This window comes from Methylopila capsulata, from assembly GCF_016907975.1.
GTDB lineage: Bacteria > Pseudomonadota > Alphaproteobacteria > Rhizobiales > Methylopilaceae > Methylopila > Methylopila capsulata.
Genome location: NZ_JAFBCY010000003.1, coordinates 237598 through 251578 on the forward strand (window position 1 = coordinate 237598; position 13981 = coordinate 251578).

13 protein-coding genes are annotated in these 13981 nt (G+C 72.1%); 6 read left to right on the plus strand and 7 right to left on the minus strand.

Annotation, left to right across the window (positions count from 1 at the left end):
• Positions 1–75 precede the first annotated feature (75 nt).
• Positions 76–546 (plus strand): nuclear transport factor 2 family protein, encoded by a 471-nt coding sequence (locus JOD31_RS12390; protein WP_204950664.1) that lies wholly within the window; start codon positions 76–78, stop codon positions 544–546.
• A gap of 46 nt (positions 547–592) precedes the next feature.
• On the opposite strand, the gene JOD31_RS12395 is transcribed toward JOD31_RS12390, so the two are convergent.
• Both JOD31_RS12395 and JOD31_RS12400 read right to left on the minus strand, forming a co-directional pair.
• Entirely contained in the window at positions 593–1540 is a 948-nt protein-coding gene (locus JOD31_RS12395) for a DnaJ C-terminal domain-containing protein (RefSeq protein ID WP_204950665.1), read from the minus strand.
• Positions 1541–1653: 113 nt separating this feature from the next.
• A complete protein-coding gene (locus JOD31_RS12400; protein WP_271206180.1) occupies positions 1654–2220 on the minus strand; it encodes an RT0821/Lpp0805 family surface protein in 567 nt (188 codons plus the stop codon).
• Between the two features lie 110 nt (positions 2221–2330).
• Here JOD31_RS12400 and pdxH point away from each other — a divergent pair, with 110 nt between their 5' ends.
• Both pdxH and JOD31_RS12410 read left to right on the plus strand, forming a co-directional pair.
• Positions 2331–2963 (plus strand): pyridoxamine 5'-phosphate oxidase, encoded by a 633-nt coding sequence (gene pdxH, locus JOD31_RS12405; protein WP_271206196.1) that lies wholly within the window; start codon positions 2331–2333, stop codon positions 2961–2963.
• 20 nt (positions 2964–2983) lie between these two features.
• Complete coding sequence (locus tag JOD31_RS12410) at positions 2984–3877, plus strand: SDR family NAD(P)-dependent oxidoreductase (protein WP_246482488.1); 894 nt, start codon at positions 2984–2986, stop codon at positions 3875–3877.
• 24 nt (positions 3878–3901) lie between these two features.
• On the opposite strand, the gene JOD31_RS12415 is transcribed toward JOD31_RS12410, so the two are convergent.
• The 5 genes from JOD31_RS12415 to JOD31_RS12435 form a co-directional block, all read right to left on the minus strand.
• A complete protein-coding gene (locus JOD31_RS12415; protein ID WP_204950667.1) occupies positions 3902–6271 on the minus strand; it encodes a putative bifunctional diguanylate cyclase/phosphodiesterase in 2370 nt (789 codons plus the stop codon).
• 273 nt (positions 6272–6544) lie between these two features.
• Positions 6545–7525, minus strand: coding sequence for a magnesium transporter CorA family protein (locus tag JOD31_RS12420; RefSeq protein ID WP_204950668.1), 981 nt, complete (start codon positions 7523–7525; stop codon positions 6545–6547).
• A gap of 274 nt (positions 7526–7799) precedes the next feature.
• On the minus strand, positions 7800–8078 hold the full coding sequence (locus JOD31_RS12425; protein WP_204950669.1) for an exodeoxyribonuclease VII small subunit: 279 nt from the start codon (positions 8076–8078) through the stop codon (positions 7800–7802).
• Between the two features lie 42 nt (positions 8079–8120).
• Entirely contained in the window at positions 8121–9047 is a 927-nt protein-coding gene (locus JOD31_RS12430; RefSeq protein ID WP_204950670.1) for a histone deacetylase family protein, read from the minus strand.
• Positions 9048–9140: 93 nt separating this feature from the next.
• Positions 9141–10883 (minus strand): acyl-CoA dehydrogenase family protein, encoded by a 1743-nt coding sequence (locus JOD31_RS12435; protein ID WP_204950671.1) that lies wholly within the window; start codon positions 10881–10883, stop codon positions 9141–9143.
• A 110-nt stretch (positions 10884–10993) separates the two neighbouring features.
• On the opposite strand from JOD31_RS12435, the gene JOD31_RS12440 reads away from it, so the two are divergent.
• From JOD31_RS12440 to JOD31_RS12450, 3 genes are all read left to right on the plus strand, one after another.
• On the plus strand, positions 10994–12001 hold the full coding sequence (locus JOD31_RS12440) for an L-threonylcarbamoyladenylate synthase (protein ID WP_204950672.1): 1008 nt from the start codon (positions 10994–10996) through the stop codon (positions 11999–12001).
• Between the two features lie 135 nt (positions 12002–12136).
• The gene (locus tag JOD31_RS12445; protein ID WP_204950673.1) at positions 12137–13555 is read left to right on the plus strand and encodes an FAD-binding oxidoreductase; all 1419 of its coding nucleotides are present in this window, start codon (positions 12137–12139) and stop codon (positions 13553–13555) included.
• Between the two features lie 51 nt (positions 13556–13606).
• Positions 13607–13945: a hypothetical protein gene (locus JOD31_RS12450; protein WP_204950674.1), complete on the plus strand. Its 339-nt coding sequence runs from the start codon at positions 13607–13609 to the stop codon at positions 13943–13945.
• Positions 13946–13981: the final 36 nt, after the last annotated feature.

The window sequence follows — 13981 nt, forward strand, 5'->3', positions numbered from 1 at the left end:
CCCCAGGCGCGTTGACGGACGTCCGGCCGCATGGTGCGCTGCACCCCGCACGCACCGAAGCGCCGGGGAGATCCTATGAGCGACACGCGTCCGCCGTTGCCGCCGTTCACCTTCGAAACCGCAACCCTCAAGGCCCGCAAGGCGGAGGACGCCTGGAACACGCACGATCCCGAAAAGGTGTCGCTCGCCTACACCGAGGACAGCTCCTGGCGGAACCGCTCGGACTTCTTCACAGGCCGCCCCGCCATCGTCGCGTTCCTGACGCGCAAGTGGGCGAAGGAGCTGGACTACCGCCTGATCAAGGAGCTGTGGGCCTTTCACGACAACCGAATCGCCGTCCGTTTCCAGTACGAGTGGCACGACGCCGCCGGCGACTGGTTCCGCTCCTACGGCAACGAGCAGTGGGAGTTCGACGAGCGCGGCCTCATGCGCCGCCGCGAGGCGAGCATCAACGACGTCGTGATCAAGGAAAACCAGCGCAAGTTCCTGTGGCCCAAGGGCCCCCGCCCGGACGACTTCCCCGGGCTGACGGAGCTTGGACTGTAGGACGGCTTGCGGCGGCCTTGGAGCCGCCGCTCGCCTTCGGCGCGCCTCAGCCGCGCGGATCGTAGGGCGCCTCGTCGCGCAGGCGCTTGGCAAGCTCTTCGAGCTTCGGGTCGCCGCCCGGCGGCAGCGCGATGCGCAGCTCCACCAGCAGGTCTCCGGCCGAGCCGTCGGCGCCGATGCCCTTGCCGCGCAGGCGCAGCGTGCGGCCGCCGTCGGAGCCGGCCGGGACCTTGAGCTCCACCACGCCGTCGAGCGTCGGCACGCGCACCTTGGCGCCCAGCACCGCCTCGTAGAGCGCGACCGGGACCTCGACGCGCACGTCGCGGCCCTCGGCGCGGAACTGCGGGTCGGGCGCGACGCGCACCCGCACCAGCGCGTCGCCCGGCGCGCCGCCGAGCCCGCTCGCCTGTCCCTGGCCCTTGAGGCGGATCGACTTGCCGTCCTCGATGCCCGCCGGAACCGAGACCTCGAGCTCCTTGCCCGTCGGCAGCCTCACCCGGCGTTTGGCGCCCCGCGCCCACTCGCGGAACGGCACAACGATCTCCGCCGTCACGTCCTCGCCGCGCGGCGGCTCGCCGCCGAATCCCGCGCGCGGCCGGCGACCGCCGAAGGCGCCGAGAATGTCCTCGAAGATGTCCTCGCCGCCCGCGCCGCCGCCGAAGCCCCGGCGCGCGCCGCCGAACGGCGAGCCGCCCGCGTCGAACTCGAAATGGGCGCTGCGGGGGCCAGCGCCGGGGCGCGCGGAGGCGCCCTCGAACCCGCGGAACCGCGGCTTGCCCTCGGCGTCGATCTCGCCGCGGTCGAACTGGCCGCGCTTGTTCTCGTCGGACAGCAGCTCGTAGGCCGAGCTGATCTCGGCGAAACGCTCCTTCGCCTTGGGATCGTCGGGCCGCTGGTCCGGATGCCACGTCTTGGCGAGCTTGCGGAAGGCTTTCTTGATGTCGGCGGACGTCGCCGAGCGCGTCACGCCGAGCACGTCATAGGGATCGCGCATCGGGTCGTTCGTCACCGTCGTTGATGTTGGGCGCGCCGCCGCGGAGAGGCGCGACGCGTGTCGTCGTCAATGTGGAGCGGCTGTGACTGGAATGCAACAATCCGCGAGCGCGTTCAGAGCGAACGGCTCGCCGTGGTGCGGATCGCCACCGCCTCCCAGTAGCCGGCGGCGGTCCGGCAGGCCGTGCCTTCGAGCCGCTGCTCGCGGCCGCTCGCGCTGTGGCTCGCGACGAAGGGCCGACAGGTGGCGCCGTTGGCGTTGCTGACGGCGGCCGCGGCGACAAAGGAGCCGTAGGAGCCGCTGTCGGGGTTGGCCCAGGGCACGGAGGCGTTGACGGCGTCGGCCGTCATGGCGAGGCCGAGCGCGCCGCGGGCGTAGCCCCAGTCCGAGGCGGTCAGTCCTGGCGGGGTCGCGGCGGGCTCGACGGCGGCGGCGGGCGCATAGGCCGCAGGCTTCGGCGCCTCCGACGGCGCGGCCGAGGCGACGCCCGGCGGCGGCGCGAGCGGGGCCGAGGTCACGGCGCTCTTCGCCTCGCCTTCGTACTTGAAGTCGTCCGCCTGCCGCTCGGCGGCGGGGCGGCGGATGCTGCCGGTCTTCAGCTCGTCCGCGTCCGAGCCGAACAGCGGATAGGATACGCTGCAGCCGCCCATGAGCAGGGCGAGGCCGAACGCCGCGCCCACGCCGCCCCCGCGGCGGAGCGCCGCTCGCGACGGGCCGGCGGCTCGTGTAGACCGTTCGCTGTCGGACAAACGCTGATACAGGCTACGCATCCGCACTCGTAAACTCCGTGATCACGGTACGAACTGAACGGCAGGAGCGGTTAATGTCGAGTGACTTCCACGCCACAGACGATCCTTTCCAGGCGTTCGACGCGTGGATGGCGGAGGCCGTCGCCGCGGAGGTCAACGATCCCAACGCCATGGCGCTCGCGACCGTGGACGCGGACGGCCTGCCGGACGTGCGGGTGGTGTTGCTGAACGGCCTCGATCGGCGCGGCTTCGCGTTCTACACCAACCTCGGCAGCGCCAAGGGCCGCGAGCTGACGGCCCAGCCGAAGGCGGCGGCGGTGTTCCACTGGAAGTCGCTGCGGCGGCAGATTCGCATCCGCGGCCCGGTCGAGCGGGTGACCGAGGCCGAGGCCGACGCCTACTTCGCGACCCGGCCGCGGCTGAGCCGGATCGGCGCCTGGGCCTCGCGCCAGTCGACGCCGCTCGGCTCCCGCCGGGAGCTCGAAGACGCGGTCGCCGCCTTCGAGACTCGGTTCGAGGGCGAAGAGCCGCCGCGCCCGCCGCACTGGACGGGCTTCCGCATCGTCCCCATCTCGATCGAGTTCTGGCAGGATATGCCGTTCCGCCTGCATGACCGCGCGACCTTCGCGGCGCAGCCGGACGGCTCCTGGACCCGCACCCGCCTCTATCCGTGACCTCCCGCCCAGGATCAGCGATGAGCCCGACCGATCCGAAGCCGCAAGCGGCGCCCGGCGTCTGCCCGATGACCGGCGCGCGCCCAGGCGACCCGTCCCCGATCGCCGCCGCGCCCACGGCGACGCACGCCGCGACGCCGGCCGCCTCCCCCGCGCAGCGCCCGCGGGCGTCGGGCTCCAACGAGCCGCGCAAGACGCTGCTGCTCACCGGCGCCAGCCGCGGCATCGGCCACGCCACGGTCAAGCGGTTCTCCGCCGTCGGCTGGCGCGTCATCACCTGCTCCCGGCACCACTTTCCCGAGGAGTGCCCCTGGGGCGCGGGGCCCGAGGACCATGTCCAGGTCGACCTGTCCGACGTGGACGACACGGTGCGCGCGATCGACGAGATCAAGAGCCGGCTCGACGGCGGCCTGATCCACGCGCTGGTCAACAACGCCGGCATCTCGCCGAAGGCCCCCGGCGGCGGTCGCCTGAACGGGCTCGAGACCGCGCTCGACGACTGGAAGACCGTGTTCCAGGTGAACTTCTTCGCGCCGATCATGCTGGCGCGCGGTCTCTCCGCCGAGCTTACGGCGGCCAAGGGCTCGATCGTCAACGTCACCTCGATCGCCGGCGGCCGGGTGCACCCCTTCGCGGGCGCGGCCTACGCTACCTCGAAGGCGGCGCTCGCCTCGCTCACCCGTGAGATGGCCGCCGACTTCGGCCCGCTCGGCGTCCGCGTCAACGCCATCGCCCCGGGCGAGATCGACACGGCGATCCTCTCGCCCGGCACCGACAGGATCGTGGCGCAGATCCCGCTCCGCCGGCTCGGCACGCCGGACGAGGTGGCCAAGACGATCTACTTCCTCTGCACCGAGAACTCGTCCTACGTGACGGGCGCCGAGATCCACATCAACGGCGGCCAGCACGTCTGAGCGGCTGGCCGCGGCCGTTCGGGCTCACCGGCTCGCGAAAGCCCGCGCCCGCGTCATGGAGCCGTCGAACGACACCACCGGGCTCGGCCGCCCCACGAGATATCCCTGGATCTCCTCGCAGTTCAGCTCGGCGAGGAAGGCGCGCTGCTCGAGCGTCTCGACGCCCTCCGCGGTGATCGGCATGTTCAGGCTTTCACCGAGCGCCACGACCGCCCGCACGATGGCCTTGGCCTGCGGGCTGGTGGAGAGCTGGCGGATGAACGAGGCGTCGATCTTGATGCGGTCGAACGGGAACGACTGCAGGTACGACAGCGACGAGTAGCCGGTGCCGAAGTCGTCCATGGCGATCTGGACGCCGAGCGCCTTGAGCCGCCGCAGCGTGTGGAGCGCGCTGGAGAGGTTGTCGAGCAGCACGCCTTCGGTGATCTCGAGCTCGAGGCGCGGCGCCGGCAGCCCGGTCTCGACCAGGATGCCGTGCACCAGCTCGACGATGTCGCCATGCTGGAACTGCACCGGCGAGAGGTTCACCGCGACCTTGCCGGGCTTGATCCAGCCGGCCGCGTCCTGGCAGGCTCGGCGCAGCACCCACTCGCCGATCGGCACGATCGCGGCGGTCCCCTCGGCGACGGGAATGAACACGGCGGGCGACACCACGCCGCGCGTGGGATGCTTCCAGCGCAGCAGCGCCTCGAAGCCGACGATCTCGCCGGTCTGCGTGTTCGCCTGCGGCATCCAGTGCAGGAACATCTCGTTGCGGGAGATCGCGGTGGCGAGGTCCTGCTGCAGGGCGCGGCGCTCGCGCAGGGCGAGGTCCATCTCGGGCTCGAAGCCGCGCGCTAGGCCCCGTCCCTCCGCCTTCGCCCGGTAGAGCGCGCTGTCGGCGTTGGCGAACAGCATGTCCGTGGTGGAGCCGTGGCGCGGATGGACCGCATAGCCGACGCTCGCGCCGCAGCGGATGGTCTTGCCGGCGATCACGGTTTCGGTGTTGAGCCGCTCGGCCAGCCTCGCCGCGAGCTTGTCCACGTCGCCGGCGTCGGGGCCGGTGCCGATCACCACGAACTCGTCGCCGCCCAAGCGGAAGGTCATCGCTCCCGGGGCGGCCGAAACGATCCGGCGCGCCGCCGTCCGCAGCAGGTCGTCGCCCGCCGCGTGGCCGAAGACGTCGTTGACCTCCTTGAACTTGTCGAGGTCGACGCAGAACAGAGCGACCTCCCCTCCCCGCTTCAAGGCGGCGGCCAGCGCTTCGTTGAAGGCCGCGCGGTTGGCGAGGCCGGTCAGCGGGTCGTGGTAGGCGAGATGGCGGATCCGGTGCTCGTTGCGGCGCTGCTCGGAGAGGTCGCGCAGCGTGTAGACGCGGCGAAGCCGGCCCTCGAGCGTCATGTCGCGGCTCGCGATCTCGACCGGCACGGTCGCGCGGCCGGTGGCCTTCAGCACCGCCTCCTGCGGCTTGGCGAAGCTCGCCGACAGCAGACGATCGGGATCCGGCGCCGCGAGGAAATCGCGGAGCGCGCGGCCGCGCAGCACCGCGGGGTCGAGCCCGATCAGACGGGCGGCCGCGAGGTTGACGTCGACGATGCGCTGCTCCTCGCAGATCACCAGGCCTTCGTTGGTCAGGTCGGCGAAGGCGCGATCGCGGGCGTTCTGCTGGCTGCGGCCGGCGCCGCCGAAGCTTCCCTCCGCCATGGCGCCGGCGAAGGCGGCGACGAGCGAAACCACGCTGACGGCGGCGGCGGCGAACGCCAGCTGCATGCCGTTGATCGCGTGGGGAAAAGTCAGGAGACGGGGGTTCGGGCTGACCACGGCGGAGAAGGTCGCGACGGCGTGAAACGCGAACAGCGCAATCCCGAGCAACGCGGCTGCGAGCGCGTATCCGGCGATGGTCCTGAGTTTCCCCGCGAGGGCGAAGGCGCCGGCGGCGCCGCCGCCGACGACGACCGTCGCCAGGAAGAACGCGGTCATGTCGAGCGACGCGCGTCCCGGCGCGCGCAGCGCGGTGACGCCGAGGAAGCCGGCCAGCGCCGCGGCCGAACCCAGGAGCGCGCCGCCGAGCGCCGCCTTCGCCACGGCGCCGCTGTTGAAGGCGGCGCCCGTGACATAGACGGCGGTCACGGCGACGACGAGCGCGATCACCAGCGACGCGCCGAGGATGCGCAGATCGTAGGCCGCGCCCTCGACGCCGCCGAGCATGAGCAGAGCCAGCGCATGGCCGACCCACGCCGACATTCCGAGCGGCCCGCCGGCGAGCCCGGCGCGCCAAATCCGCCCCTCGTCGGAGGCCTCGTCCATGCGAGCCAGCAAGACGATCGCAAGCGCCCCGGTCAGGCAGCACGTAAGCAGAAGCGTCGCCGCCCCCGGGAGCGCCAGACCGATCGAAGCTGCGGAGAGCCAGGGCATTCTGCGAAAGCCGGTGCAAGATCTGTTGTTAGCAGCCGACTAAACACCCGCTGGGATAATAAGTGATGAAACTCCACCACGGTCGCATGGGAAATGTGGCGGTCGACAGGGCTCGGACGCGGCGTCAGTCGCCCGCGTGGTCCCGCGGCGCGGCGCCCGGCGCCGGCCGCTCGACGCCTCGCCGGATCGAGGACGTCGAGCTCAGCCCAAGTCGTGGATGCCCGCTCGATAAGCGCGGGCATGACAGCGTGATCGATCTGAACGGGTAAGGCTCTAAAGCCAGCGCCGCCACTTGAAGACGATGTAAGGCACGATCGCGCTGACCAGCATCAGGCCGAGCGCCATGGGATAGCCGAGGCGCCATTGCAGCTCCGGCATCGCCTCGAAGTTCATGCCGTAGATCGACGCCACCAGCGTCGGCGGCAGGAAAACCACCGCCATGACCGAGAACAGCTTCACGATGTCGTTCTGGGCGAGGCTGACCATGCCGAGCATGGCGTCGAGCAGGAAGGTGACCTTGTTGGCGAGAAAGCCGGCGTGCTCGATGAGCGAGGCCACGTCCCGCTGCATGGGGCGGAGCTGGGCCTTGGTCTCCTTCGAAGGCTTCACGCCCTCGATCTCGGCCGAGAGGTAGAGCACCACGCGCTGGAGCGTGACGAGGCTCTCGCGCGACTTCGACAGCAGGTCGCCCTTGCGGCCGATCAGCTTCAGAAGCTCCTGGTACGGCTTGCGGTAAGCCTGGGCGCCGGCGCGCTCGAAGATCAGGTGCGACAGCTCGTCGACGTCGGCCCCGACCCGCTCGAGGATGTCCGCGACGCGGTCGATGACCGCGTCGAACAGGCCGAGCAGGACGCCCTCCGGCGACCGGATCGGCTGCACGCCGTTCGCCTTGCAGGCGCGGGCGGCGAACAGCGAGAACGGCTTGGGGTCTTCGTAGCGCACCGTCACGAGCGCCTTCGGCGTCAGGATAAAGCTGACGGCGGAGAGCAACGGCATCCGCGTGTCGACGTGGCAGAGCACGGACGCCGTCATGTAGCGCGCGCCGTTCTCCACGTAGAGCCGGCTGGACGGCTCGATCTCCACCATCTCCTCGCGGGTCGGCACGCCGGCCCCGATGGTCGCCTCGACCAGCTTATCCTCGTCGGGGGTGGGCGAGATCAGGTCGATCCACACCAGATCGCTGGGCAGCGCCTCGCCGGGAGACGGATCGACGCGCTGCAACGCGCCGTCGCGGGCGACGTAGACGATGAGCATGACAAACGCTCCGCCGGCGGGAGGGACTGGACGATCAGCGGCCAAGCCGCGGTAGCATGCTCCGCGAGGCTTCGCCAGCGTCGCGCCGCTTCCCTGCCCTGCTTGCGGGAGAAGGTGGCGCGGAGCGCCGGATGAGGGGTCGTCTGGGGCATCCGCGACGCCCCCTGAGGAGTCGTCCGCGACATCCTGAACGGTCCTGAACACCGGGGAGGGCGTCCCAGGCGACGGAGCGAGCCTGACTCAGTTGCCTACGACCCGCGCGTTTGCCCCCACGTTATCCCGGGTCGAGCGGCGAGAGACCCTTGGCCGCTCCGTCGGCGCCGACCGAGATGATCTCGACCCGGGCCTCGGCCTTGGCCAGCAGCTCGTCGCAGCGCTTCTTCAACGCCTCGCCGCGGCGGTAGATCTCGATCGATTCCTCGAGCGACGCCCGCCCCTGCTCCAGCCTCGAGACGATGCCCTCGAGTTCGCCAAGCGCGGCCTCGAAGGTCAGGGCGGCGACGTCAGGGTCGGCCGCCTGCGGGTCGGACGTTTGGGGGGCGATGTCGGGCACGGCGCGGCTCCTCTCGTCGAGAGGGGGTGGTTTAGGCGCGGATCAGCCGCGCATCAAGGCGCGGACGTGCGCCGCGGTGGACTGGCCGAGCCCCTGCAGGTCGTAGCCGCCCTCCAGCACCGAGACCACGCGGCCGCCCGCGTGCTCGTCGGCGACGTCCATCAGCCGCTTCGTCATCCAGCTGTAGTCGTCCTCCACCAGCCACAGCCCGCCGAGCGGGTCGCGCTTGTGGGCGTCGAAGCCGGCCGAGATGACGATCAGATCCGGCGAGAAGGTCTTCAGCGACGGCAGGATGGCGTCGTCGAAGGCCTCGCGGAAGCGGTCGCCGCCGTCGCCGGCGCGCATCGGGCAGTTGACGATGTTGCCGACGCCGGTCTCCGACCGCGCGCCGGTGCCCGGAAACAGCGGCATCTGGTGGGTCGAGGCGTACATGATGCTGGGGTCGTCCCAGACGATCGCCTGGGTGCCGTTGCCGTGATGGACGTCGAAGTCGACGATCGCGACCTTCTGGGCGCCGTAGGCCTTCTGGGCATGGCGCGCCGCGCAGACGACGAAGTTGAAGAAGCAGAAGCCCATGGCGGTGGTCTGCTCGGCGTGGTGGCCGGGCGGGCGGATGCCGCAGAACGCGTTCTGGGCGCGGCCCGCCATCACTTCGTCGACCGCGTGCGTCACGCCGCCCAGCCCGCGCAGCAGCGCCTCCCAGGTGCCGACGCTCATCACCGTGTCGCCGTCGATCCGGACCGAACCCTCGCGCGGGCGGACGCGGTCGAGCGCCTCGACGAAGGCTTCGGGGTGGGCGAGCGTCGCGACCGCGGCCTCGGCGAGCGGGGCCTCGACGCGGGCGAGCGCCTGGAACGTTTCGGCCTCCAGCGCCTGCTCCACCGCGCGCATGCGCTCAGGCCGCTCGGGATGGCCAGGCGGCGTCAGATGATCGGCGAAGGCCGGGTGCGAAACATAGAGCGTGGACATCGCGGCTCCGGCGTTGACGTGAGGCTCGCCCGCGGCGCGGCGCCGCAGGCGTCTGCACGATATGGCGCTGGTACGCCAGCCGCCAACCCGCGATCAGGCGCCGAGGGCTGCGTCCACAGCTTCGCCCTCGAGCGCGCCGGCGCCCTCGGTCACGGTGCGCGCCAGCCCCGAGGCCGCGACCGCGAGGTTCTCGGCGAAGAAGCGGGCGAGCGCGACGCGGCCCGTCGCCCGGTCCTCGGCGCGCAGCCCCGCCAGCGCCTCCTCCGCGAGGCCTGCGCCGCCGGCGGCGAGCGCGAACAGGCGGAGGTAGGGCGTCGCGCCGGCGAGCGTCTCGGCTTGCGTGCGGGCCGCGCCGGTGAGCCACAGCGTCGCGTGCTCCAGCGCGTCGACCGCCTCGGCGAGCCGCGCGGCGGTCGCCCCGAAGCCCGGATCGTTGGCCTCGGCGACGCGCCGCACGGTGTCGCGCAGCGACAGGATCACGCTCCGCACGGTCTCGCCGCCGCCGAGCGGCAGCTTGCGGGCGACGAGGTCGATCGCCTGGATGCCGTTGGTGCCCTCGTAGATCGGTGTGATGCGCGCGTCGCGCAGGTAGCGCGCGGCGCCGGTCTCCTCGACGTAGCCCATGCCGCCGTGGACCTGGATCCCGAGCGAGGCGACCTCGCAGCCGACGTCGGTGCCGAAAGCCTTGGCGATCGGGATCAGCAGGCTGCCGCGGCGCTCCGCCGCCGCGTCGTCGTTGAGCCGCCCCCGGTCGAGCTCGACCGCCGCGCGGAAGCAGATCGCGCGCGCCGCGGCGGTCAGCGCCCGCATGGTGAGCAGCATGCGGCGGACGTCGGGGTGGGCCGCGATCGGCGCCGCGCCGTCGTGTCCCTCCGCCCGCCCCTGCCGGCGCTCCTGCGCGAAGGCCTGCGCGCCTTGCGTCGCGCCCTCCGCCGCCGCCACGCCCTGCAGGCCGACGCCGAGGCGGGCGTTGTTCATCATCGTAAACATGCAGGCGAGGCCACGGTGCTCCTCGCCCACCAGCCAGCCCACCGCGCCGCCCGCGTCGCCATAGGCCATGGTGCAGGTGGGGCTGGCGTGGATGCCGAGCTTCTCCTCGATCCCGACGCAGGCGACGTCGTTGCGCTCGCCGGACGGCAGGATCTTCGGGACCAGGAACAGCGAGATGCCGCGGGTGCCGGCCGGCGCGTCGGGCAGCCGCGCCAGCACCAGATGGACGATGTTCTCCGCCCAGTCGTGCTCGCCGTAGGTGATGTAGATCTTCTGGCCGAACAGCCGGTAGGTCCCGTCGTCCGCACGCTCGGCCCGGGAGCGCAACAGCGCGAGGTCGGAGCCCGCCTGCGGCTCGGTCAGGTTCATGGTGGCCATCCACTCGCCGGAGACGAGCTTGGCGAGGTAGGTCGCCTTCAGCTCCTCCGAAGCGTGGGCCTCCAGCGCCTCGAGCGCGCCTTGCGTCAGCATCGGCCCGAGGCCGAAGGCGATGGAGCCCTCGTGCCAAAGCTCGGTCAGCGCCGCCCAGACCGAGAGCGGCAACCCCTGGCCGCCGTGGTCCTCGGAGGCGAGCGTCCCGTTCCAGCCGGCCTCGCGCCAGCGGCGGTAGGCGTCGGCCCAGCCCGGCGGCGTCGTGACCTTGCCGTCGGCGAAGCGCGCGCCCTGGCGGTCTCCGGCCTTCGCCAGCGGCTCCAGCACCTCGGCCGCGAAGGCGCCGGCCTGGCCGATCACGGCGGCGACGGTCTCCGCGTCGAGGTCGCCGTACACCCCGTCCTCCCGCGCCGCGGCGAAGCCTGCGGCGTCGAGCGCGAACAGGATGTCGGCGACGGGGGCGCGGTAGGCCATGGGCTGAACTCTCCTGAAGCCTCGAAAGCCAAGGCGCTCTTGACGGCGCCGAGGGCCTTGGGGCAATGCCGGGCGGCGGCTCGGGGCCGTGCGGGCGAGCTTAGGGCGCGATGACGACGGATAAAGAGGCAAGCGCGGAGGCGCAGTCAGGCTTTCGTCGCACGGCGCGGCTTGCGCCGGCCGACGCCGCGACCGCCGGCGCGCTGCTCGCCGCGGGCCGCCTCGTCGCCTTCCCGACCGAGACCGTCTACGGCCTCGGGGCCGACGCGACCGACGCCGGCGCGGTCGCCGACCTCTACGCCGCCAAGGGCCGCCCCGCGTTCAATCCGCTGATCTCGCACGTCCCGAGCGCGCCGGACGCGATGCGGCTCGGCCGCTTCGACGCCCACGCCCGCGTGCTGGCCGAGGCGTTCTGGCCGGGCCCGCTGACGCTGGTCGTGCCCGTCACCGAGGATTGCCCGGTGTCCGATCTCGCCCGCGCCGGCCTCGCCACGCTCGCGCTTCGGGTGCCGGCGCATCCGCTGGCGCGCGCGGTGCTCGCCGCCGCCGGCCGGCCGATCGCGGCGCCCTCCGCCAACCGCTCGGGCCGCGTCAGCCCCACGACGGCCGCCCACGTGTTCGACGACCTCGCGGGCCGCATCGACGCCGTGCTCGACGGCGGCGCAACGCACGTCGGCGTTGAATCCACCATCGTCGCGTGCTTCGGGGCCGAGGTCCGCATGCTCCGCCCCGGCGGCGTCTCCCGCGCCGAGCTCGAACGCGTCCTTGGCCGCCCGCTCGACGGCGACGTCGCCGACGACGCCGCGCGACCGCTCGCGCCCGGCCGCCTGCTGTCGCACTACGCCCCCGCAGCCCCCGTCCGGCTGGACGCGACCGAAGTCCGCCCCGGCGAGGCGCTGCTCGCCTTCGGCCCGCTCGTTCCCGGCGCGGAGAGCGCGACCGCGGTCGAAAACCTCAGCCCGACCGGCGACCTGCGGGAAGCCGCCGCCAACCTGTTCGCGGCGCTCCGCCGGCTCGACGCCGCCGGCCCCGCGGCGATCGCGGTCGCGCCGATCCCGAGCGACGGCCTCGGCGAGGCCATCCGCGACCGCCTGGAGCGCGCCGCGGCCCCGCGCTGAGCGGCGGGATCGCCGCGGGCTTAGGGGCTCCGGGACGCGGCCCGGAGCGACGCAGCGGGTGGCCCTGACGGCCGCCTAGGCCTTCAACCCTCCCGCGATCCGTGCCACATGACGCTCGATCCACGGAGGCTTCCCATGTCGCCCGAGCTCGCCGCCCGCTTCGCAGCCCTGGTCTCAGCCCGCGACGTGCTGGACGCCGACGCCGCAAAACCCAAGCTCTCGGAGCCGCGCGGGCTCTACCGCGGCAAGGCGGCGCTCGTCCTCACGCCGCGCTCGACCGAGGAGGTCGCGGCCATCGTGCGGCTGGCGCATGAGACGGGCACGGTGGTGGTCCCCCAGGGCGGCAACACCGGCCTCGTCGGCGGCCAGACGCCGGACGGAAGCGGCGAGGCGATCCTGCTCTCCACCGCCAAGCTCGACCGCATCCGCGAGGTCGACGCCGAGGGCGACCTGATGGTGGTGGAGGCCGGCGTCACGCTCGCCCGCGCCCAGGACGCCGCGGCCGAGGTCGGGCGGCTGTTTCCGCTGAGCCTCGGGTCCGAGGGAACCTGCACGGTCGGCGGCAACGTCGCGACCAACGCCGGCGGCACGGCCGTGCTCGCCTACGGCAACACCCGCGACCTCGTGCTCGGCGTCGAGGCGGTGTTGCCGGACGGACGGATCTGGAACGGCCTCCGCCGCCTGCGCAAGGACAACACCGGCTACGACCTCAAGCACCTGTTCATCGGCTCGGAGGGCTCGCTCGGGATCGTGACGGCCGTGGTGCTGAAGCTGTTCCCGGCGCCGCGCGAGACCGCGACCGCCTTCGTCGGCCTCGCCTCCCCCCATGCGGCGCTGGAGCTGTTTCGCATCGCCCGCGCCCACGCCGGCCCCGCGCTCACCGGCTGCGAGATCATCCCGCGCATCGGGATCGAGTTCGCGCTGAAGCACCTCGACGGCGCGCGCGACCCGCTCGCCGAGCCGCACCCCTGGAACCTGCTGCTGGAGCTGTCGTCGCCTCTGTCGGTGGGCCTCGCCGCCACCATGGAGGCGATCCTGGAGGAGGGCTTCTCGAAGGATATCCTGCAGGACGCGACCATCGCCGCCTCCGGCGACCAGGCGGCCGCCTTCTGGCGCATCCGCATGGGGCTGTCCGAGGTGCAGGGCCACGAGGGCGGCTCGATCAAGCACGACGTCTCGGTTCCGCTCGGCTCCGTCGCGGTCTTCATCGAGGAGGCGACGGCCGCGGTCGAGGCCCATGCGCCGGGCGCCCGCGTGGTGGCCTTCGGCCATCTCGGCGACGGCAACATCCACTTCAACGTCAGCCAGCCTGTGGGCGCCGACAAGGCGACGTTCCTCGCCGGCTGGGACGCAATGAACCGCGTGGCCCACGCGGTCGTCCACGCCCACCACGGCTCGGTCGCGGCCGAGCACGGCGTCGGTCGGCTGAAGCGAAACCTGCTCCGCGAAGTAAAAACCGACGTCGAACTCGATCTGATGCGTATGGTTAAGAAAGCGCTCGATCCGAAGGGGCTGTTTAACCCCGGAGTAATACTTGAAGAAACGCAGTCTTAACGCCGACTGAGTCACGACAGGGGCGACAGTTTCTCCGACCGGAGCCGCCCGATGCCGATGACCCGACTGGCCGGCCGTCTGATGTTCGCGATCGTGCTTCAGATCATAGCGACCAACGGCGTGCGCGCGGCCGACGCCGCCTACTCCTCCGGAGCCTATCGCTACGGCGGCGTCGACGACCGCTGCGGGCGGCCCGAGGTCGTCGAGACCAAATACAAGGAACAGATCTGCTACGCGGGCGAGAGCGGCTACGGCTATGCCGCCTGCCGCTGGGTCAAGCGCACCTACGCCGTCCGCATCCCCGCCGAATGCGCGCGTCCTCCGGTGCTCGAAGACGCCTACCGCATCGAACGCCCCCGCCACGAGCGCGCGCTCTCGACCAAGGGCTGACCCTGCGCGTCAGCTTTGACAGGGTGATGCGCGCAA